Raw genomic sequence first — 20,436 nt, 5'->3', positions numbered from 1 at the left:
CGCTTCTTCTAGGGTATGTGGCGCTAGGCCTTATTAAATAATAACTGCAGGGGTATACCCATTAGACGCCAAAGCGTTGCCCTGCTGTGAGCGGGCTGCCAGCGAGAAAAGCCTGGGTGGGGAGACGCTTGCCGCCAGCCTTTTGTAATTCGCTGATGCGCAAGGCGCCGCTACCGCAGGCGACAATCAGCGCGTCTTTTTCTACCGCCAGGATTTCACCTGCGGTGCCATCGCCCGCGCATACGCTGGCTTGCCAGATTTTTACCGCTTGGCCATCGAGCGTGGTTTGTGCGCTGGGGAAGGGGTTAAACGCGCGGATCATGCGGCACAGCGCGTCGGCGCTTTGTTGCCAGTCGATTTGCGCCTCTTCTTTTTTTAGCTTTTCGGCGTAAGTGACGCCGGCTGCGGGCTGTACCTGCCGCTGGGCTTGCAAGGCGGGTAGATCGGCCAAAGCGGCTACAATCGCCTCGGCACCTTGGGTAGCCAATTTGTCATGCAGAGTTTGGGCGTTGTCTTGCGCGCTGATCGGCGTGGTGTGGATGCTGAGCATATCGCCCGTATCCAGGCCGGCATCCATTTGCATAATGGTGATGCCAGTTGCGTCATCGCCCGCCAAAATCGCCCGCTGAATCGGCGCCGCTCCCCGCCAGCGTGGTAGCAGTGAGGCATGAATATTCAGGCAGCCAAAGCGTGGTAAATCGAGTACGGCTTGCGGGAGTATAATCCCGTAAGCCGCAACCACCATCACGTCGGCGTTGATACCCTGCAGGGGTTCCTGTTGTTCGCTGGTGCGCAGTTTTTCCGGCTGATACACCGGCAGGCCATGTGCCAAAGCAACGCTTTTCACCGGCGAGGCGGTCAGCTTCATGCCGCGGCCGCTGGGGCGATCGGGCTGGGTGAGCACTAGGGCAATCTCATGGCCGGCTGCAATCAGGGCGCTGAGGGCGCTGGCGGCAAAATCCGGGGTGCCGGCAAAAATAATCTTCATGCTTCAATCTCGGGTGGGCAAAAGCAAAAACGCCAGCCGCTGCTGGCGTTTACCGTGGGCCATGCGTTTACATGGCTTTGCGTTTTTTCAGTTTTTGCACAATGCGGTTCAGTTTCAGGCGCGAGAGCTTTTCGACAAACACTTTGCCATTGAGGTGATCGATCTCATGCTGGATACAGATTGCCAGCAGGCCATCCGCCGCCAGCTCAAAGGCTTGGCCGCTGCGATCAAGAGCGCGGATTTTAATGGTCTCGGCCCGCTCCACTTCTTCGTAGATGCCAGGCACCGACAGACAGCCTTCTTCGTAAGTTGTGACCCCGTTCATTTCGATAATTTCGGGGTTAATCAACACTAATAAGTCGTCTTTGCTCTCGGACGTGTCGATCACGATCAGCCGATAGTGGTAGTTGACCTGCGTGGCGGCCAAGCCGATACCCGGCGCGGCATACATGGTCTCGGCCATGTCATCGATTTGCCGTTGTAAAGCCGCATCAAATTCGGTAACGGGCTGCGCCACAGTGTGCAAACGCTCGTCGGGGTAGTGCAAAATATTAAGAATTGCCATCTTTGCTTGCTAGACCAAAAGTTTATGCTGCAGAATCGGTTAAATAATTGCTTTAGCTTAATTCATCATATAGATATTTGAATAGTGGCAGCATTGCCCTGCAAAGGTTCAAATATCAAAAAATCCTTGCTGTTGCTGGCGAGAACTGGGCTCACACTATGCGTAAATCGATTATATCCTTTCTACTGGCCGCCGGCGTGATGGCCGGTGCCGTCCATGCCGACGAGTTGAAGCTGGCTGACAATGCGCCAGATCGCTACGTGGTGGTCAAAGGCGATACGCTGTGGGATATCTCGGGCAAATTCCTCAAACAGCCTTGGCGCTGGCCAGAAATCTGGCAACTGAACAAAGCTGAGATCAAAAATCCGCACTGGATTTACCCTGGTGACGTGATTGTACTGGATCGCAGTAGTGGCAAACCACGCCTGAAACTGCTGAAAAACAGCAAAGCCGACGGACGTGGTGGCAATGGCAAACTCAGCCCGCGCGTGCGCGTGTCACCACTGGATCGCGATGCGACCCCAAGTATCTCGCTGCAATCGATCGAGCCTTTCCTCTACAAACCGCTGGTGATGGATTTACCCACCTTCAAGGCTGCCCCGCGGGTGGCTGCGGGCTCGGATAATCGGGTGATGTATGTGCCGGGTGACCAAATCTATGCGGTGGGGTTAAACGAAGCTCAGGCCGGCGATACCTACCAGGTGTTCCGCCAAGGCAAAGACATCAAAAATCCGGATAACGACAAAGAAACCCTTGGTATGGAAGTGCAGTACCTAGGCGATGTTCGCATTCAGCGTGAAGGCGATGTAGTGACATTGAAAGTCGTGTCGGCGGTGCGGGAAATTCAGGTGGGCGACCGCCTGATGAAGGCGCCGGAGCGCACTTTTATCAACTACGCGCCGCATCTGCCGCCGCAAGCCTTGCAAGGCAAAGTGGCCGCAACCTTTGGTCGAGTGAGTGAAGTGGGCTCACTGATGACCGTGGTGGTGAATAAGGGCGCCCTTGATGGCGTGGACATTGGTACGGTGATGTTTAGCTACAAGCCACCTCGGCAAGTAGTGAAGGAAGATAAAAGCGAGCCTGATCGTCTGACGCCGCCGATCAAAAATGCCAATCTCTTTATTTATCGCGTTTTCCCGCAGCTCTCTTATGCGCTGGTGCTGGATAGTACGATGCCAGTGAACCAAGGAGATGTGGTGGCTGCTGAAGCGGCAACGCCAGCGGAGTAAACTTGACGCTGGATCAAGATCTGCAGCAATGGGTGCGCCTGAGCTTAGTGAATGGGCTGGGCCCCCGTGGTTGGGTCGGATTACTGCGGGCTCTGGGTGAGCCCGCTTTTATTTTATCCGCCACCGAGAAAACACTGGCCGAGTTGGTATCGCCCTCAATTGCGACAGCGATCTGCCAAATGGCCGAGCGCAATCTGGATGCCGAATTTGCGCAGCTAGCCAATTGGTTGGCGCAGCCTAATTGCCAACTACTTACCCTGGCCGATGCGGCCTATCCCAAGCGCCTGCTCGATCTGCCTGATCCTCCACCGCTGCTATATGCGCAGGGCGATTTGAGTTTGCTCACTCGTCCGGCAGTGAGTGTTGTGGGGAGTCGCAATGCCACGGCACAGGGCATTGCCAATGCCGAGCAGTTTGCCGCGTTTCTAGCGCAGCAAAGCGTGTGTGTGATTAGCGGCATGGCTAGCGGGATTGATGCTGCAGCCCATCGCGGTGGACTGAGTGGGGCGGGTAGCAGCATCGCAGTGGTGGGGACTGGGCTTGATCGCGTGTATCCGGCCGCGAATCGGGCGCTGGCACATCAATTGGCCGCGCAAGGGCTATTGCTCTCTGAGCTAGCCTTAGGTTCGCCGCCCAAGGCTGAGCACTTTCCCCGCCGTAACCGCCTGATTGCGGCATTAGGGGCGGGGTGTCTCGTGGTGGAGGCAGCGCTGGAAAGTGGCTCGCTGATTACTGCGCGACAGGCGGCGGATTTGGGCCGTGAAGTGTTTGCCATTCCGGGCTCGATTCATTCGCCGGTGGCCAAAGGATGCCATCGCTTGATTAAGCAAGGCGCAAAATTAGTCGAGGCCGGGGCAGATATTCTGGAAGAGCTGTCCGGTAATTTGGCGCTGGATTTTTCGCCGCAAAAAACGCCGAATGCGAGCCCAGAAACTCCAGACGAAGAGTCTCCATTATTGGGTTTAATGGGGTGGGACGCGGTCGAATTTGATTGGCTGGTGTTGCAAAGCGGCTTGACGAGCGAGGCGCTGTGCGCGATTCTGTTGGGTTTGGAACTGGAAGGGAAAGTGGCCAGTCTGCCGGGGAACCGGTATCAGCGACTGGGCATTGCAAAATAAGACGCCAATCATGCTTGAAGTACTTGCCTATTTATTTGAACAATTTTACAACGCAGATGGCCTGCCGGATGTCTCGCAGGTGGCCAAAAAGCTGTCGTTGGCCGGTTTTGAGGGCGAGGATATTCATGATGCGCTGACTTGGCTGGGGGAGCTCAAACAGCTGGATATCACCCCTTATTTGGCACTGGACGAGCAGGGCATTGCCTATCGGCCGCTGCAGCAAAATGAAGTACAGCGTCTGTCAGACGACGCGGCGCAATTTTTCTTTTCGCTAGATGCCACCCGCCTGCTGAGCACCGGTGAACGTGAGCTGGTGCTCGATCGCCTCTGGCGTGAGCCCGATGGTGAGGTGGGCGCCGAGCGCCTGAAGCTGATCGTGTTGATGGTCATTTGGCAAAAGCGAGATGCATTGTCTAATCTCCTGATCGAAGACCTGTTGTTCGGCCGCGACGGCGCGGCCTACCATTGAAAAGCATCCGCAAAGCTTGATATATATATTGGCGGTGACCATAGCATGGTTGTCGCCATCCTTCGAACTTGTAACCGTAACGGGGAATCATGCCCGCTAATCTCCTGATCGTTGAGTCGCCTTCTAAGGCGAAAACCCTGCAAAAATACCTCGGCAAAGACTTCCAGATTCTGGCCTCGTATGGCCACGTGCGTGGTCTGGTGCGCAAGAGTGGTTCGGTCGATCCGGATAACAGCTTCAAGATGAAGTATCAGGTCATCGACAAAAACAAAAAACATGTCGATGCCATTTGTGAGGCCGTTGAGCGTGCCGATCATGTCTTTCTGGCTTCCGATCCGGACCGCGAAGGCGAGGCGATTTCCTGGCATATTCTGGAAATCCTGAAAGCGAAAAAGCTGCTGAATCCGGAAAAAACCTTCAAACGGGTGGTTTTCCATGAAATCACCGAAACAGCGGTGAAGCAGGCGGTGGCCCACCCGCGTGATCTGGATTTCAACCTGGTTAATGCCCAGCAGGCGCGCAGTGCGCTCGATTATCTGGTGGGCTTTAATCTCTCGCCATTGCTATGGCGAAAAGTGCGTACCGGCTTGTCCGCCGGGCGCGTACAAAGCCCGGCTTTGCGGCTGATCTGTGAACGTGAGCTGGAAATCCGTGCCTTCACCGCGCAGGAATACTGGACGATCCATCTGGATACCAAAAAAGGCCGCAGCAAAGTCGCGGCCAAGCTCACGAGCTGGCAAGGTAATAAGCTCGATCAGTTCGATATTCCGGACGAAACCACCCAAGCCAAAGTGTTAGCCAGTCTCTCAGGCCAGCCCGCACAAGTGCACGCGGTGGAAAAGAAAAAGAAATCGCGCTCACCCACTGCGCCATTCACCACGTCCACCTTGCAGCAGGAATCGGTGCGAAAACTGGGCTTTACCACCGATCGCACCATGCGCACGGCTCAATCGCTGTACGAGGGGGTGAACTTAGGCGGTGAAACCGTCGGTTTGATTACCTATATGCGTACCGACTCGGTGGCGTTGTCCAATGATGCGCTCACTGAAATCCGCGAATTTATCGCCAACCACTTTGATAAAGACTACCTGCCCAATGCGCCGGTGGTGTACAAAAACAAAGCTAAAAACGCGCAAGAAGCCCACGAAGCGATTCGTCCTACTTCGATCTTGCGCACGCCCGAATCGGTTAAAACCTTTTTGTCGCCAGAGCAATTTAAGCTCTATCAGATGATCTGGAAGCGGACATTGTCCTGTCAGATGACTGCGGCCAAGTTTGATACTGTGGCCGTGGATATCGCCGTGGGTGGGCCGGAAAATCTATTCCGCGCCACCGGGCAAACCTTGGTGTTCCCGGGCTTTATGGCGGTTTATCAAGAAGACGCCGATGATGTTGAAGACGATGAAGACGAAGCGCGCCTGCCGGTTCTGACCGAAGGCGATGTACTGCCCGTCGAGCAGATCTATGGCGAGCAGCATTTCACCCAGCCACCGCCGCGTTTTACCGAGGCCAGCTTGGTCAAATCGCTGGAAGAGTTCGGCATCGGCCGGCCTTCAACCTATGCCTCGATCATCTACACGCTGAAAGACCGTGAATACGTCATTCTGGATAAAAAGCGCTTCACCCCCACCGACACCGGCGAAGTGGTGAATAAATTCCTGACCGAGCATTTCACGCAGTACGTGGATTACAACTTCACCGCCAAGCTGGAAGACAAGCTAGATGAGATTTCCACTGGCTCGCGTGAGTGGGTGCCGGTGCTGGAAGAATTCTGGAAGAAATTCCACAAGCAGGTCGAAGACAAGCAAGCGCTGTCGCGGGCGGAAGTCACCCACGAGGCGCTGGACGAAGATTGCCCGAAATGTGGCAATAAGCTCTCGATCCGGCTGGGTAAGCGTGGCCGCTTTATCAGCTGTACCGCTTATCCGGAATGTGACTACACCCGCAATCTGGGTGATGATCCGAATGCCGCACCGGTCGAGCCGGAAGTGGTGCCTGATCGCACCTGCCCGAAATGTGAATCGGCGCTGCACATCAAAGTGGGGCGCTATGGCAAGTTTATTGGTTGCTCCAATTATCCGAAGTGTAAGCACATCGAGCCATTGGAAAAGCCGAAAGACACTGGCGTAGAATGCCCTGAATGCCACAAAGGTAGCCTGATCGAGCGCAAGAGCCGCTATGGCAAGATGTTCTATTCCTGCAATACCTATCCGGATTGCAAGTACGCTACATGGAACCCGCCGATTGCCGAAGCTTGCCCGCAGTGCCAGTGGCCGGTGATGACCATCAAGGTCACCAAGCGCCGCGGAACGGAAAAAGTTTGTCCGCAGAAAGAATGTGGCTACAGTGAGGTGATTGAGCCGCCAGCGCCAAAAGCCTGACGGCCCCACGCCAGCAAGTAAGACGGGGATTGGCGACAATCCCCGTTCGTTTTTGGCTGCCAGCCATGGCTTGGTAGCGAGCAGAGGTGGAATTTTGCGCTCTGATTCGGTTGGTTTTTCTCCGCTAGGCCCGGCTGAGCAGCAGGCGCTGGGCACCTATCACACCTATTTCAACGCTTTTGATAGCGTTGTGAATATCCTCGCGCATCCGGAAGAACCTGAATATCTGCAAGATATGCTGCAGGTCTTGGGTCAGGCTTCGGCTAGCGGGATGACGGGCCTCTATCTCAATGAAGGTCAGCGTAAAGCCCGCTTGGTGGCGGCGTGGCGGCGGCCCGATTGCCGGCTGCTCCAATATACCCCCGAGCCGTTTCTGCATCTAGACTATGACCAGTATGCCTTGCTGGCAGATACCCTGGCTGTTGGCATGGTGCTGAATAAATCGCTACTGGAGTTGCCGCTGGCCGAACAGATGCTGCTGGCCCAAGTGGGAGTGCGGCAGCTTTTGTGTATACCGCTACTGCAGCGTGGCGAAATGTTCGGGTTTTTGGCGTTTCTGAACGACGATGAGCGTCATCAGCGTGATTCGGTCGAGCTGCGCCTGCTGTCGATGTTGGCCAACCATGTGGCGCAAGCCTTGGTACGGGCGCGGCTGGAAAGCGAAGCGCTGGCCAATCAGCAGCGGCTACGGGCGCTGGTGGGCGCCACGCAGGATATGGTGTTCGAGCTGGATGCGCAGGGCGTGGTGCGGCAGGTCTGGTCTGGCCACCCGGCCTTGCCCGCTGCCGAACAGCTGCTCAATCGCCCGATGGCGGCGGTCTTGCCTTATGAGCTGGCCAATGAGCTCATCCGGGCCTTGCCGGCGATCATGGCCGGACAAGCCAGCCGGCAATTTAATTGCTATCTGCCGCAACAGGAAGTGAGCCTGCTGGTGCGCATTCAGCCGGTGGGCGAAACCCATGAACGGCAAGCCGTGGTACTGCTGCAAGACGTCACCGTGCTGATGCAAGATGCTGCGCGCAAGCGCACGATGCTCGATACGCTGAATCTGTTGGAAGAAGCGATCGTGGATTTATTGCCGAGCGGCATTCTGGTCGAGGCGACTGCGGCTTGGGCTAATCTGCGGGCGATTGAGAGCCGCGAAGTGGCGGCCGAGTTGGGCCGCCCGCTCACCACCTGGGTGCATCCGGAAGACGCCGCGGCGCTGCAGGCGCTGATGAGCCAGCAGCTAAAATCGCTTGAGCCCGCCAGCTTGCGTTTCCGGCTGCTGCGCTCGGATGGCGACTTTATCTGGGTGGAGCTCCGATTGATCGCGCATCGCGGGCCAGAAGGGCGCATTACCGCCTTGCGCGGGGTCTTGCGCGATGTCACCGTGGCGCATATCAATGAGCAAAACATCACCCAGATGGCGCTCTACGATGGCCTGACTCGGCTGCCCAACCGGATTTTGCTGGATGATGAAATTCACCGGGCGATTGATGACGCAGCGCGCTTGCAGCATAAAGTGGCGCTGGGCTTTATCGATCTGGATCACTTCAAGCAAATCAACGATGCTTTTGGCCACAAGACCGGCGATGAACTGCTGATTACCCTCGCCCATCGCCTGCAGGGCGCCTTGCCTGAGGGCGGGTTGCTGGCGCGCTGGGGTGGCGACGAGTTTGTGGCCTTGATTCCAGAATTACACGATCAGCGCCAGCTGGCCGTGATTGCCGAAAACCTGCGCCTGGCTGCGCGGCAAGGCATTTTGATCAATGGGGTAGAAACCCAGCCCACAATTTCGCTGGGCTTCGCGATTTACCCTGATAACGCTGAAAGTGGCGAAGAGCTACTCTCTGCGGCCGATCACACCATGTATCACGCCAAACACGCTGGTCGCAATAGCGTATGTTTCTACAGCGATATCGTGCATTTAAAAGCACTGGGGCGGGAGCATGTGGCGATTCAATCGCGGCTCTCGAGCGCCATTCAGCACAGTGGCCTGCAGGTGTTTTATCAGCCGATTGTAAATACCCGCAGCGGCGAAGTGATGGCGGTAGAGGCGCTGGCGCGCTGGCAAGATGACAAGAGCGGCTGGATTAGCCCTGAGCTCTTCATCCCGATGGCAGAAAAAGTCGGGCTAATTCAGGAGCTCTCCGAGCAGATTATGCTGCAAGCCTTTGCCAAGCTGCGCGACTGGCGCGAGGCCGGGCTAAGCCAGCGACTGATGGTGAATATCTCGCGCAGCCAGCTATATCTGCCAACCTTTGTGCCGCAGATGGTGGAGCGGCTGGCGCAATTCAAGCTACGCCCAAGCGATATTATTATCGAGATTACCGAAGGCATTGCGCTGACCGATTACGCGCGGCAAATGCGCCATCTGCGCCAGCTGGCCAATGCGGGCTTTGTGCTGGCGATTGATGACTTTGGCACTGGTTATTCTTCGCTCTCGCAACTGCACGAAATGCCGGCCAATATGCTGAAAGTGGATGTGTCATTCTCGCAGCGCCTGCATACCGAAGAAGGGCGCCGGGTGATGCAAGCGATTGCGCAAATGGCGCAGGGCTTGCAGCTTGATCTCGTGATCGAAGGGGTGGAGAACATCGAGACGGTGCGCTTTCTGCAGGGGATGGGCGTGCACTATATGCAGGGCTTTTACTTTAGCCAGCCGGTGCCGCCAGGGGTGGCAGAGCTCTGGATGCGACTGGGCATGCAGGCCCGCACCTAACGCGGGTTGGCAAAGCGATAGGGGGCGAGTTTTTGCTGCCACGCAGGGTCGGCATTGAGCTCGCGTACCGCAGTGAGCACAAATTGCGCCAGCGCCGGCTGCCGCTCCGACACCAGTAGCTGGCGCGGATAGTGATTGCGCGGCTGGCGCGCCACGCTTAAGCCCTCGATGAGGCCCGGATTGGTGTGCTGGTAATCCCCCCAGCTGCTTTGCGGCACAAAGATTACATCCACTCGCCCTGAGGCCAGTTTGCGCAGATTGCTTTCCTGATTAGGGGCGTCATCGCGTTGCAATTGGCCGCTGTTGAGGGCGTCGCTCAGCTCCACATAATGGTGCCCCAGAATGCCACCCAAGGTGAGCCCCGTGAGGCTGGCCGGGCCGCTGTATTGCAGCGGTTTGCGGCTGATGACCAGATCGGCATCCAGAAACAGCATCTCGCTCCAGAGCCCGCCTTGGGTCGTCGGAAACCATTGTGGGTTGACCCACGGTACCACCCCTTGCCAATTGGGCTGGGCGAGCAATAAATCCAGCCGTTTGCGCGGGGTGAGTTGCACCACAAACTGATACCGACCTTGGCTGCGGCGGGTGAGCTCGTCGGCCAAGTCGCGACTTAGGCCTTGTTTAGCGGTGAGGAAGGGTGGGTAATCGTAATGGGTATAAATGGGTACCACACTGGCGGCCCAGCTGCTGGTAGCACTAAGGCAACTGATGCCCAGCCAGCATAATAAAAGTCGGAACACAGACATCGAATAGCGCCGCCATAGCGATGGGTAGAGCTATTAGCTTAGCTAGTCAGCGCTGTTTTGTGAATCCAGTGGGGTATATAAAAAAAGCCATTCATATGAATGGCTTTCTGGCATATACCTGGTAGGGGTTATTGGTGCAGCGGCGCAAGGATCTGGCGCAGGAACTGCTTGGCGCGATCGGTGCTCGGGTTGGTGAAGAAAGCCTCTGGCGTGGTGTCTTCCAGAATCTCACCTTGGTCGAGGAAGATGATGCGGTCGGCCACTTCGCGGGCAAAGCCCATTTCGTGGGTCACCACCATCATGGTCATGCCTGATTCGGCCAGCGATTTCATGACCGACAGCACTTCGCCAATCATTTCCGGATCCAGCGCACTCGTCGGCTCGTCAAACAGCATTACCCGTGGGCTCATCGCCAGGCCGCGCGCAATCGCTACCCGTTGTTGCTGGCCACCGGAAAGATTGCTGGGGTAGGCATCTTTTTTATGCGCCAAACCCACCCGCTCCAGCAGCTCCAGCGCCGTTTTTTCGGCTTCGGCTTTACTTTGCTTTTTCACCTGGATCGGGGCAATGGTGATGTTTTCCAGCACCGATAGATGCGGGTAAAGATTAAAGTGCTGAAACACAAAGCCGACTTCTTCGCGCAGCTTGTTGATATTGGTTTTCGGGCTATTGGCCTGAATACCATCAACCCAGATCTGGCCGTCATTGATCGGCTCGAGCTGATTGATGGTGCGGATCAGCGTTGATTTACCCGAACCCGAAGGCCCGCAGACGACGACCACTTCGCCCTGTTTCACTTCCAGATTCAGATTTTTCAGCACATGGTGGTCGCGGCCATACCATTTGTTTACTTGCTCGAAGCGGATCATTATTGTCGGTGCATTCATCAATCAAGCCTTTGATTGTCCGGTCTTTGTTGGGGCCAGCCTAGCGGGGAAAACCCTAGCTGGCGAGGGTGTTCGACAGCGCCACATATTGCGCGACGCTGATGTTTTCGGGCCGCCAGCTCGGCTCAATCCCTACCGCCGCCAGCTGTTCATCGCTGGCAATGCCTTTGAGATTATTGCGGATGGTTTTGCGGCGCTGGGCAAAGGCGGTGATCACCAGTTTTTGCAGGTGCTCTTCGTTCACGGCCGGATGCGGCAGCGTATCGTAGGGCACCATCCGTACCACAGCCGAATCCACCTTTGGCGGTGGATCGAAGCTTTCAGGCGGTACATCAATGATGTGATCCATCAAATAGCGATACTGCAGCATGATCGAGAGGCGGCCGTAATCGGTGGTGCCCGGTTCGGCCACCATGCGGTCAACCACTTCTTTTTGCAGCATGAAGTGCATATCGTGGATTACCGCGCCAAAGCTGGCCAGATGAAACAAGAGCGGGGTCGAGATATTGTAGGGTAGGTTGCCCACGAGCTTGATTCGCCCGCCGGGGGCAATCTGGCGCGCCAGCGCACCAAAATCGAATTGCAGCGCGTCGATATTGTGAATGACCAGCCGCTCAGCGCTATAGCGGGCGGAAAGGTGCGTCACGATGTCGCGATCGATCTCGACCACATGCAGGGTCGGTACGCGATCGAGCAGCGGGGCGGTGAGCGCCGCCAAGCCGGGGCCGATTTCCACGATGGCATCGTCTTTATGCGGATCCACGGCATTGATGATGCCGGCGATCACGCCCTGATCTTGCAAAAAATTCTGCCCGAAGCGTTTGCGCGGGATATGGGCCATACAAATTCCTTTGAAAACTTTAAGCTGCGCGCGCTGCCGCCAACTGGCTGGCAAGCTGATAGGCGGCGAGTAAACTGCCGGTTTCGGCACGCCCGGTGCCCGCCAGATCGAGCGCCGTGCCGTGATCCACCGAAGTGCGGATCAAGGGCAAGCCCAGGGTGATATTGATGCCCGCGCCAAAAGTGGCGAACTTGAGCACCGGCAAGCCCTGATCATGGTACATCGCCAGCACGGCGTCGCCCTGCGCCAGGATGGGCGGATTAAACAGGGTGTCGGCCGGTAGCGGCCCAATCAGCTGCATGCCTTGGGCGCGCAATTCATTCAGTACCGGGATAATGACGTCGATTTCTTCGCGCCCCATATGCCCGGATTCGCCCGCATGCGGGTTGAGCCCCGCCACCAGAATGCGCGGCTGGGCGAGACCAAAATGCTGCTGCAGATCATGGTGCAAAATCTGTAGCGTGCGGCGCAAAGAATCTGGCGTCAGGGCTTCCGACACGGCCTGCAGTGGTAAATGCGTGGTTGCCAGTGCGACCCGTAGCATCTGCTGCTGGCCATATTCGCCCGCTAGCATCATGACGACTTGGGGGGTATTGGTCTGTTCGGCAAGGTATTCGGTGTGCCCGGAGAAATACCCACCATCAGTACCTTCGTTAATCACCCCTTTGTGAATCGGGGCAGTGACCATGCCGGCAAATTCACTGCGCTGGCAGCCGGCAATGGCTTGGTCGAGCAGGCTGAGTACATAGTGGGCGTTCGCTGGGTTGAGCGAGCCAGCAAGGGCGGGCGCGGCCAGTGGCACATCGGCAATGGCCACTGGCGGGTGTTCTGCTGAAAGCTGGCTAGCCTGATAAGCGGGCCAGCTTGCCACCAAGGCCGGGTCTACCCCGACGCAGGCGGCGCGCTCGAGCAGTAATTGCCGGTTGCCCAGAATCACGCAGGGTAGCGGCAAGGCGCCGGCGGCGACTTTTACGCAGATTTCCGGGCCGATGCCCGCCGGCTCGCCACTGGTGATGACCAGTGGCGCAACAGCTGCCTGCATTATTCGTCCTTCAGGCGGATTTCGATCCGCGCGCGGTCACGCAATTGGCGCAGCCAGTCTTCGTATTGCTCTTCGGCTTTGCGCTGGCGCAGCTCATTGCGGATTTTGAAGCGGGCTTGTTCCAGTGTCACGTCCTGATCACGGCGCTCTAGCACCTGGATCAGGTGAAAACCAAAGGGAGATTGCACCGGCTGGCTGATTTCATTGAGCGCCAGCGCATCCATGGCCTGCTCAAATTGCGGCACTGTTTCACCCGGGTTGAGCCAGCCCAGATCCCCGCCTTTGGCGGCGCTGGGGTCTTCGGAGAAGGCTTTAGCGACCTGTGCAAAATCCTGGCCAGCCATGATGCGGGCGCGCATTTGCTGCAGTTTTTGCTGTGCATCGGTGGTGGATACCAGCTCGTTGCTGCGGATCAGGATATGGCGAGCGTGAGTTTGCTTCACGATGACTTTTTGGTTTTGATCGCGTTTATCCAGTAGCTTGAAAATATGCAGAGCTGCCGGGGTGCGCACGATATCGGTTAATTCACCGGGCTGTAGTTTTTCCAAGAGGGCGGTAAAGGCCGGTGGCAAAGAGCCAGCAGGGCGCCAGCCTAAGCTGCCGCCTTTCGTGGCATTCGCGCCTTCTGAATAGCTGGCCGCGACAGTGGCAAAAGATTTGCCTTCTTCCAGCTCTTGGCGAGCCTTCTGGATTTTGACGCGTTTAGCGGCGACTTGTTCGGGGGTGGCATTTTCCGGGATGTTGATCTGGATTTGCGCAAGTTCAAACTCGAGTTTCGAGTGGTTGCCAGCGATTTTCAAGTAATCATCGATTTCCGATTCGGTGACCACCACCCGGTTATCCACTTCGCGCTCTTTCAGGCGGCCCAGCGTGATTTCCTGGCGAATGTCTTCGCGCAGCTGGCGCCAGGTGATGCCGGAGGCTTCGACTTTTTTGCGAAACTCGGGCAGCGAGAGCTGGTTTTGCTCGGCTAAGCGGTTCAAGGCGATTTCCAGCTGACGATCATCGATGCGCAAACCACTTTGCTCGGCATATTGCAGCTGGACTTGGTCGATGATCATCCGGTCGAGGACTTGCTGTTGCAGCACATCATCTGGTGGCAATTTCACTTTTTGCCGTTCCAGATTTTGCTTGATGCTGTCGACTTTGCGCGCCAGCTCGACCTGGGTAATGGCGCTACGATTGACCACTGCCACCACGCGATCGACGGTCACCACGCTGGCACTGGCACCCGCGCTGAGCAAGGCGGCAATCAGCGGCGCGCTGTAGCGGATGCGGTTAAGCAAAGAGCTGAGTTTAGGGCTGCTTGTCATAGAAAACCTGTTTAACGCAATTTGGGCGATGCGTATGTATCCGCATAGCCAGGAATCGATTGGCGCAAAGTCGAAATCGGGTTCATCCCGATGCCGGCCAAGCCACCCAGTTCGAGCAGAAGGAAATAATTGGTTTTGTATTCGCTATTGGTGGTAATAAAGCGTTGCGCCGCGATCCGCAGCGCCCAGCATCCGGCATTATATTCAACCCCGGCCAGTGCCTCTAGCGCCTGATTGTCTTTCAGCGAGTAGTTATAGCGGGCAACGCCGTACCAGCCCCCGCCCAGCGGCCATTGCGCACTGGTATCCAGTTGCTCGGTATTCGTTAGGCGGTTCACGCTGTAGCGCAGATTCAAGGTTTTGAATTCACCCGGGTGCCAGTTCAGATTGACATCGGAGCGCACGGTTTTGTCATCCCGTGTATTGTGCTGCAGACTGTAATCCACTCGAATATTGTGCGGCAAATTCCCGCCAAGCAAGAACAGCATGTCCGAGGTTTTAACCTGATCATCGGTCAGGTTGCCCGAGAGGCCCACCTTCGGCGAATGCAGGTACAGGCGCTGACCAATCCCGGCAAAAAAGCGTTCAACCCCGCTCTCGTCATCAAAAATGCGACTATTGAGCGCTAGGGTGATTTCGTTGGCATCGTTGATGCGGTCATTGCCCGAATATTTGTTCTCGGCAAATAGGCCCGACCAAGAGAGATCCGTGGCGCCAGAGTCATAGTTAGGCAGCTTGGACTGATCTTTGTACGGCACATACAAATAATACAGCTGGGGTTCCAATGTTTGGATGATGTTGCTGCCAAACAGGCGGCCCTCACGTTCGAAGAACAGGCCACCGTGCAGGCTGGCGATAGGGAGCACGCGACTTTCACTTCCCAGATCGCGGCCGTTGGCGGTTTCGGTACTGTAATACGTCGCATGCACCCCAAGTTTCGGGGTGAGGAAACTGTATTGATTCGCCAGTGGCAGACTCACAGTTGGGTAAATCCAGCTGCGTTGGCCTTGATCTTTGGTGTCGTGGGTAAAGCGGGTGAATTCGGCGCTGACATTGCTTTGTGTGCCATACCCCAAGCTTGGGTTATAGCTGGCGTACCACTGCGGCAAACGACGATAGGGCTCTTCGACGGGTGAGGTGGTACTTTGCAGCGTTTGGTATTGTTGCGCCCGCAGATAGGTCGACCAGTTGCTCCCCGAATAGCTCAGCACGGCTTCTTGGGGCAGATTGACTTGCGATGCCACACTCAAGCGATCACCAAAATCACTAAAATACTTATCATCCGACACGCGCTGGTAGTTTAAATCCAGCTGCAGCCGCTCAGCCAGCTGCTGGCTGTGTTGAAAGAGCAGGCTATAGCGGCGATCGTTGGCGAGGCTGTCATCAATGCCTTCCAGCTTAAGCATCCCGCGGTATTCTGGCTGCAAATAGCGAAACTCTCCGCCCAGCATCATGCCGCGCTTGGAGAAATAACTCGGGAAAATCGTGGCGTCGTAGTTGGGCGCGATATTCCAGTAAAACGGCGTGGTGAGCTCAAAACCGTTGCGATTACTGTAATTAAAATTCGGCATTAAAAAGCCGGTTTTGCGCCCGCCATCCAGTGGGAAATCGATCCACGGATAGTAGAAAATCGGTACGCCCTGAAATTCCAGCCAGCCATTCCAGGCCTGACCGTAGTTTTGCGTGTAATCGAGCTGCATTTCGCGGGCGTGCACATACCAGGCGTTTTGTTCCACCGAGCAGGTGGTGAGATTACCTTTGTGTACACGGTATTTATCTTTGCCCTCGAAATCTACCTTTTCGGCCTGCCCGCGGGCTTGGCCGTAGTTCAATTCGTAAGTGGCATCATTGAGCGCGCCTTCGCGCGTACCCAAGGTGATGTCCAGCTGCTTGCCGCAGATAGTGTCGCCATCTTTTTTCAGTTTGACCTGATCACCCGCCAGCAATTTGTCCGCCGCAAACTGGTAGCGCGCCCAGTCGGATTCGACCTCGACCGCATCGCGGTTCATCACCACATTGCCGCGGGCTTCGGTGTATTCGCCTTCCTGCACCATGGCCTGATCGGCTTCGATAAAGACCGGCGGTTCGGTGGGAGTGGACGGGGCGCTCTCGGCGAAGGCCCAGCAGGGCAAAATGGCCAGTGAGAGTTTCAGAATCGACAGGTGAAAGGGCGGTGAATGGCGCAACGGCATGTGGCCTTGTTCAGCTAACTGGTAGAATGCGACGATTCTAGCAGATTCGATTGGATTTCCTCGCATGAACCGACAAGAACAAATTACCAGCTGGCTCAGTCAGGTCATGGGGCAAGCGCCCAGTGAGCTGACCTTGGCTGCCAGTGATGCCAGTGTGCGCGAATACTGGCGGGCCAGCTGGCCCGAGCGCACGGCGATCGTGATGGATTTTGACCCCGCGGCATTTAGCGCCGAGCCCTTTGTACAGCGGCAGGCGCAGCTGGCCGGCGCCGGCGTAGCGGTGCCGCAGCTGCACGCCCATGCGCCTGAGCTGGGCTTGGTACTGCTGGAAGACCTTGGTGATGTCACGCTGGCACAGGTCTTGAATGAAGAGAATGCCAAGGGGTGGTATCTGCGTGCAATCCACGATTTGATTCAATTGCAGGCACATACCCTTGATGAAGGCTTGCCGGTATTTGATGCAGCGTTTATTCAGCGTGAGCTGGATATTTGCAAAGAGTGGTATATCGGCCAGCAATTTGGCCATACCCTCACCGCCACCGAAGAAAAAATCTGGGCGCATAGCTGCCAGCTTTTGCAGCGCGAAATCTTGCTACAGCCCACGGTGTATATGCATCGCGATTACCACTGCCGCAACTTAATGGTGCAGGGTGAGGCACTGCGGGTGATCGATTTTCAGGATGCGGTGAAAGGCCCGGTGGCCTACGATCTGGTGTCGCTGCTGCGCGACGCTTATGTCACCTGGAACGAAGCCTTTGTACTCGATCTGGCGATCCGCTATTGGGAGCAAGCCCGCGAAGCGCATCTGCCAGTGCAGGAAGATTTTGCCGATTTCTACCGCGCCTTTGAAATGGCCGGCTTGCAGCGGCATATCAAGATTTTGGGGCTGTTTGCGCGCCTGAATCTGCGTGATGGTAAGCCGCAATATCTGGCCGATCAGCCGCGCGTATTCGAGTATGTGCGCCAGGTGTGTCTGCGCTATCGCGAGCTGACACCGTTGGGGCGCCTGCTGCTGAATCTGCATGGGCAAAAAATCGAATCGGGTTTTACTTTCTGAGGCATAGGCCTTAAGGGCGGCGCAGATGAGCAAAGTGTATTGCATTGTCAATATCCTTCAGGTGCACGATCCACAGCGCTTTGCGCAGTATGTGGCTGGCCATGCTGAGACCATAAGCCAGTATGGCGGACGCTTTTTGGTCAAAGGTGATGCTGGTGACGTGTTAGAAGGCGAGCTGGCCAGCAATAAAATGGTGGTGCACGAGTTCCCCAGCGCGGCACAGTTTTACGCATGGTACGATTCGCCCGAGTACCGGCCGTGGAAAGCGCTGCGCCAAGCTTGTGCTGAAGTTACGGTGATCCTCAGTCGGGGTTGTGCCGACTAAATCTGCGTCTATTGGGTACAGCAATGAAAGCAATGATCTTGGCCGCAGGCCGTGGCGAACGGATGCGCCCGCTCACCGATACCACCCCCAAGCCGCTACTGGATGTGGCTGGGCAGCCCTTGATTGGCTGGCACCTGCAGGCGCTACGGGCGGCGGGCTTTGCGCAAGTGGTCATCAATCACGCCTGGCTAGGGGCGCAGATTGAGGCGCGGCTGCAAGATGGCGCGGCCTATGGCCTGCAGCTGACGTATTCAGCGGAAACTCAGGCGCTGGAAACCGCTGGCGGCATTGCCACGGCCTTGCCGCAATTAAGCCCGGATGGCGCAACGCCATTTCTGGTGGTGAACGGCGATGTGTTTACCGACATTGATTTTGCTCAGCCAGCGCTGCAAAGCCTGGCGCCGGGGCGCTTGGCGCATCTGATTTTGGTGCCTAATCCCGAGCATCACCCCACTGGTGATTTTGCTCTTGCGGCAGGGCTGGCCGTAGCTGAGGGCAGCCCGCTCTACACCTTTAGCGGTGTGGGGTTGTATCACCCCGCCTTGTTTGCGCAAACGCCAGCCGGCCAACCGGCCAAGCTTGGCCCCTTGCTGCGCGAGGCCATGGCGCAAGGTCTAGTGAGTGCCAGCTTGCATCAGGGGCAATGGCTGGATGTAGGCACGGTTGAGCGGCTGCAATGGGCGCGAACGGTGGCATTGCAGCGCCTTGGCGACTTACTGGCGGCAGGGGGCGATTGAGGTCGGGCTGATGCCACTGGTCAGCCGTTAAAAAGGCCATTGAAAATTGCTGCGCTGCAGCGTAGATTGAAAGATATCGCCGCGCGGAGCCGCCATCATGCCTGAGAAAGTCGTCACGCAATTCGCTGCCGAACAACAGCAGCGCAATCAGACCCTGCAGCATCAGATGCGGCAGCTGTTCGATCCCTTCGGTTTGTGGGCCACCACGCAGCAAGCCCATCAGGCCTGGCTGGCGCATCCGCAGCAGCTCTTGGAGGTATGCGGCACTTACAATCGGGATTTAATCCGCCTGTTGGGCTTTGCTACTCGCCGCTACTGGGGCGAGCCCGATACCGATGTGATTCCGCCTCATCCCGAAGACCCACGTTTTGCCGATCCGGTCTGGTGCGATTCACCGTACTGGGACAGCATCAAAGAGCTGTATTTACTCAATACCCGCTGGCTGCAAAATTGCCTGTACGCTACGCCGGGCTTGAATGAGCAGCAACGCAGTATCAGCGCCTTCTGGTTACGCCAATGGCTCAATGCCTTGGCGCCGACAAATTTCCTGCTCACTAATCCCAATGCGCTGGCCACTGCGCTAGAAACCCGCGGCGAGAGCCTGGCGAAAGGCTGGCAGAATTTCCTGGCCGATATGGCGCGCGGCGATATTTCCATGACGGATCTGAGCGCCTTTAAAGTGGGCGAAAATCTCGCCACTACCCGAGGCGCTGTGGTGTATCGCGGTAAACTCCTTGAAGTACTTCACTTTGAAGCCAATACCCCCTCCGTGCATAAGGTGCCGCTGGTGCTGGTGTCGCCGTGGATCAATAAATACTACGTGCTGGATTTGAATCCGCAAAAGAGCATGATCCAGTATCTGGTGGACCAAGGCTTTTCGGTGTTTGTTACCAGCTGGAAAAACCCCGATGCCAGCATGAGCGAAGTGGGGCTGGATGATTACCTCACCGACGGCGTGGCGCAGATTATTGATGTGGCCTGCGAGATTTCCGGTAGCGATAAAGTCAATCTCTTGGGCTATTGCATTGGTGGTACCTTGGTCACCACTTATCTGGCCTGGGCCAATCGGGCGCAGCCGGGCAAAGTGCCAGTGCAAAGCGCCACCTTGCTCACCACACTGACCGATTTTGCCCGCCCGGGCGATATCGAAGTCTTTATCGATGAAGATGGTCTCGATTACATCGACCGGATTATGGAAAACAAAGGCTATCTGGATGGCAAAGACATGGCGGCGAGTTTTCGCCTGCTGCGTAGCAATAGCCTGATCTGGAATTACTGGGCCAGCAATTATCTGCTCGGTGAAACGCCGATGGCCTTTGATGTGCTGTATTGGAATATGGATACCACCCGCATGCCCAAGTGTATGCACCACACCTATCTGCGCGAGCTGTACTGGCACAATAAACTGGTCCAGCCCGATGCCCTTACCCTCGCGGGCCAGCCCATCGATTTGGGGCTGATCACCCAGCCGATTTATATGGTGAGCGCCGAAGAAGACCATATCGCGCCGTGGAAGCAAACCTACACGCTGGTCGAGCGCGTGGCCGGGCCGGTGCAATTTACCTTATCGACCTCAGGCCACATCATCGGCATCATCAACCCGCCGGGGCCCAAGTGTAAACGTAGCTACTGGCAGGGCACGCCAACTAAAGGCGCCGGCGCTGAGGACTGGCTAGCTGCTCAGACTCAGGTGGCTGGTAGCTGGTGGCCTAATTGGGTGGAATGGTTGCGCCCGCAGTCGGGTAATCAGGTGAAGCCCAAACTGTCGAGCCGTAAACACGCCAAGCTCTGCGCCGCACCCGGCACCTACGTGCTCGAATAAACAGCGCGACATTCACCCCC

The 20,436-nt window shown here is 56.6% G+C and carries 17 protein-coding genes; 9 read left to right on the top strand and 8 right to left on the bottom strand.

From position 1 onward, the window contains the following. Nucleotides 1–61 precede the first annotated feature (61 nt). On the bottom strand, nucleotides 62–988 hold the full coding sequence (gene fmt, locus G482_RS0109710; RefSeq protein ID WP_028449876.1) for a methionyl-tRNA formyltransferase: 927 nt from the start codon (nucleotides 986–988) through the stop codon (nucleotides 62–64). 67 nt (nucleotides 989–1,055) lie between these two features. After that, nucleotides 1,056–1,553 (bottom strand): peptide deformylase, encoded by a 498-nt coding sequence (gene def / locus G482_RS0109705; RefSeq protein WP_028449875.1) that lies wholly within the window; start codon nucleotides 1,551–1,553, stop codon nucleotides 1,056–1,058. Nucleotides 1,554–1,711: 158 nt separating this feature from the next. Between def and G482_RS0109700 the strand changes: the two genes are divergently transcribed. The 5 genes from G482_RS0109700 to G482_RS19600 all read left to right on the top strand — a co-directional run bounded on the left by G482_RS0109700 (nucleotide 1,712) and on the right by G482_RS19600 (nucleotide 9,454). Further along, complete coding sequence (locus G482_RS0109700; protein WP_028449874.1) at nucleotides 1,712–2,782, top strand: LysM peptidoglycan-binding domain-containing protein; 1,071 nt, start codon at nucleotides 1,712–1,714, stop codon at nucleotides 2,780–2,782. Nucleotides 2,783–2,784: 2 nt separating this feature from the next. Continuing rightward, entirely contained in the window at nucleotides 2,785–3,900 is a 1,116-nt protein-coding gene (gene dprA / locus G482_RS0109695) for a DNA-processing protein DprA (RefSeq protein ID WP_034619454.1), read from the top strand. Nucleotides 3,901–3,910: 10 nt separating this feature from the next. Then, nucleotides 3,911–4,369: a DUF494 family protein gene (locus G482_RS0109690; RefSeq protein ID WP_028449872.1), complete on the top strand. Its 459-nt coding sequence runs from the start codon at nucleotides 3,911–3,913 to the stop codon at nucleotides 4,367–4,369. 89 nt (nucleotides 4,370–4,458) lie between these two features. After that, nucleotides 4,459–6,750: a type I DNA topoisomerase gene (gene topA, locus G482_RS0109685; RefSeq protein ID WP_028449871.1), complete on the top strand. Its 2,292-nt coding sequence runs from the start codon at nucleotides 4,459–4,461 to the stop codon at nucleotides 6,748–6,750. 94 nt (nucleotides 6,751–6,844) lie between these two features. Continuing rightward, nucleotides 6,845–9,454: a bifunctional diguanylate cyclase/phosphodiesterase gene (locus G482_RS19600; RefSeq protein ID WP_156905385.1), complete on the top strand. Its 2,610-nt coding sequence runs from the start codon at nucleotides 6,845–6,847 to the stop codon at nucleotides 9,452–9,454. Here the strand turns inward: G482_RS19600 and G482_RS19595 are convergent. The 6 genes from G482_RS19595 to G482_RS18055 all read right to left on the bottom strand — a co-directional run bounded on the left by G482_RS19595 (nucleotide 9,451) and on the right by G482_RS18055 (nucleotide 16,475). Next, nucleotides 9,451–10,200, bottom strand: coding sequence for a substrate-binding periplasmic protein (locus tag G482_RS19595; RefSeq protein WP_051258897.1), 750 nt, complete (start codon nucleotides 10,198–10,200; stop codon nucleotides 9,451–9,453). The two genes, G482_RS19600 and G482_RS19595, sit on opposite strands and share 4 nt — an antisense overlap. A gap of 128 nt (nucleotides 10,201–10,328) precedes the next feature. Then, a complete protein-coding gene (locus G482_RS0109670; RefSeq protein WP_028449870.1) occupies nucleotides 10,329–11,069 on the bottom strand; it encodes an amino acid ABC transporter ATP-binding protein in 741 nt (246 codons plus the stop codon). A 73-nt stretch (nucleotides 11,070–11,142) separates the two neighbouring features. Then, nucleotides 11,143–11,928 (bottom strand): 16S rRNA (adenine(1518)-N(6)/adenine(1519)-N(6))-dimethyltransferase RsmA, encoded by a 786-nt coding sequence (gene rsmA, locus G482_RS0109665; RefSeq protein WP_028449869.1) that lies wholly within the window; start codon nucleotides 11,926–11,928, stop codon nucleotides 11,143–11,145. Nucleotides 11,929–11,947: 19 nt separating this feature from the next. Continuing rightward, complete coding sequence (gene pdxA / locus G482_RS0109660; protein ID WP_028449868.1) at nucleotides 11,948–12,970, bottom strand: 4-hydroxythreonine-4-phosphate dehydrogenase PdxA; 1,023 nt, start codon at nucleotides 12,968–12,970, stop codon at nucleotides 11,948–11,950. Next, the gene (locus tag G482_RS0109655) at nucleotides 12,970–14,283 is read right to left on the bottom strand and encodes a peptidylprolyl isomerase (protein ID WP_034619451.1); all 1,314 of its coding nucleotides are present in this window, start codon (nucleotides 14,281–14,283) and stop codon (nucleotides 12,970–12,972) included. The genes pdxA and G482_RS0109655 overlap by 1 nt, the downstream gene beginning before the upstream one ends. Before the next feature lie 11 nt (nucleotides 14,284–14,294). After that, on the bottom strand, nucleotides 14,295–16,475 hold the full coding sequence (locus G482_RS18055) for an LPS-assembly protein LptD (protein WP_051258896.1): 2,181 nt from the start codon (nucleotides 16,473–16,475) through the stop codon (nucleotides 14,295–14,297). Nucleotides 16,476–16,539: 64 nt separating this feature from the next. Between G482_RS18055 and G482_RS0109645 the strand changes: the two genes are divergently transcribed. The 4 genes from G482_RS0109645 to G482_RS0109630 all read left to right on the top strand — a co-directional run bounded on the left by G482_RS0109645 (nucleotide 16,540) and on the right by G482_RS0109630 (nucleotide 20,416). Then, the gene (locus G482_RS0109645; protein WP_028449866.1) at nucleotides 16,540–17,532 is read left to right on the top strand and encodes an aminoglycoside phosphotransferase family protein; all 993 of its coding nucleotides are present in this window, start codon (nucleotides 16,540–16,542) and stop codon (nucleotides 17,530–17,532) included. A 25-nt stretch (nucleotides 17,533–17,557) separates the two neighbouring features. After that, a complete protein-coding gene (locus G482_RS0109640; protein ID WP_028449865.1) occupies nucleotides 17,558–17,857 on the top strand; it encodes a DUF1330 domain-containing protein in 300 nt (99 codons plus the stop codon). Between the two features lie 23 nt (nucleotides 17,858–17,880). Beyond that, entirely contained in the window at nucleotides 17,881–18,594 is a 714-nt protein-coding gene (gene murU, locus G482_RS0109635) for an N-acetylmuramate alpha-1-phosphate uridylyltransferase MurU (RefSeq protein WP_028449864.1), read from the top strand. A 97-nt stretch (nucleotides 18,595–18,691) separates the two neighbouring features. Continuing rightward, complete coding sequence (locus G482_RS0109630; protein WP_211227600.1) at nucleotides 18,692–20,416, top strand: PHA/PHB synthase family protein; 1,725 nt, start codon at nucleotides 18,692–18,694, stop codon at nucleotides 20,414–20,416. Nucleotides 20,417–20,436: the final 20 nt, after the last annotated feature.

The sequence above is a fragment of the Chitinibacter tainanensis DSM 15459 genome (assembly GCF_000429785.1).
GTDB classification, from domain to species: domain Bacteria; phylum Pseudomonadota; class Gammaproteobacteria; order Burkholderiales; family Chitinibacteraceae; genus Chitinibacter; species Chitinibacter tainanensis.
Note: the sequence above shows the minus strand (reverse complement) of the source record. Positions and strands in the feature narration are given on the sequence as shown.

What these genes read in the sequence shown, in the direction of transcription:
- fmt (WP_028449876.1), bottom strand. Translation starts at nt 988, where the DNA reads ATGAAGATTATTTTTGCCGGCACCCCGGATTTTGCCGCCAGCGCCCTC.
- def (WP_028449875.1), bottom strand. Translation starts at nt 1,553, where the DNA reads ATGGCAATTCTTAATATTTTGCACTACCCCGACGAGCGTTTGCACACT.
- G482_RS0109700 (WP_028449874.1), top strand. Translation starts at nt 1,712, where the DNA reads ATGCGTAAATCGATTATATCCTTTCTACTGGCCGCCGGCGTGATGGCC.
- G482_RS0109690 (WP_028449872.1), top strand. Translation starts at nt 3,911, where the DNA reads ATGCTTGAAGTACTTGCCTATTTATTTGAACAATTTTACAACGCAGAT.
- topA (WP_028449871.1), top strand. Translation starts at nt 4,459, where the DNA reads ATGCCCGCTAATCTCCTGATCGTTGAGTCGCCTTCTAAGGCGAAAACC.
- G482_RS19595 (WP_051258897.1), bottom strand. Translation starts at nt 10,200, where the DNA reads ATGTCTGTGTTCCGACTTTTATTATGCTGGCTGGGCATCAGTTGCCTT.
- G482_RS0109670 (WP_028449870.1), bottom strand. Translation starts at nt 11,069, where the DNA reads ATGATCCGCTTCGAGCAAGTAAACAAATGGTATGGCCGCGACCACCAT.
- rsmA (WP_028449869.1), bottom strand. Translation starts at nt 11,928, where the DNA reads ATGGCCCATATCCCGCGCAAACGCTTCGGGCAGAATTTTTTGCAAGAT.
- pdxA (WP_028449868.1), bottom strand. Translation starts at nt 12,970, where the DNA reads ATGCAGGCAGCTGTTGCGCCACTGGTCATCACCAGTGGCGAGCCGGCG.
- G482_RS0109655 (WP_034619451.1), bottom strand. Translation starts at nt 14,283, where the DNA reads ATGACAAGCAGCCCTAAACTCAGCTCTTTGCTTAACCGCATCCGCTAC.
- G482_RS18055 (WP_051258896.1), bottom strand. Translation starts at nt 16,475, where the DNA reads ATGCCGTTGCGCCATTCACCGCCCTTTCACCTGTCGATTCTGAAACTC.
- G482_RS0109645 (WP_028449866.1), top strand. Translation starts at nt 16,540, where the DNA reads ATGAACCGACAAGAACAAATTACCAGCTGGCTCAGTCAGGTCATGGGG.
- G482_RS0109640 (WP_028449865.1), top strand. Translation starts at nt 17,558, where the DNA reads ATGAGCAAAGTGTATTGCATTGTCAATATCCTTCAGGTGCACGATCCA.
- murU (WP_028449864.1), top strand. Translation starts at nt 17,881, where the DNA reads ATGAAAGCAATGATCTTGGCCGCAGGCCGTGGCGAACGGATGCGCCCG.
- G482_RS0109630 (WP_211227600.1), top strand. Translation starts at nt 18,692, where the DNA reads ATGCCTGAGAAAGTCGTCACGCAATTCGCTGCCGAACAACAGCAGCGC.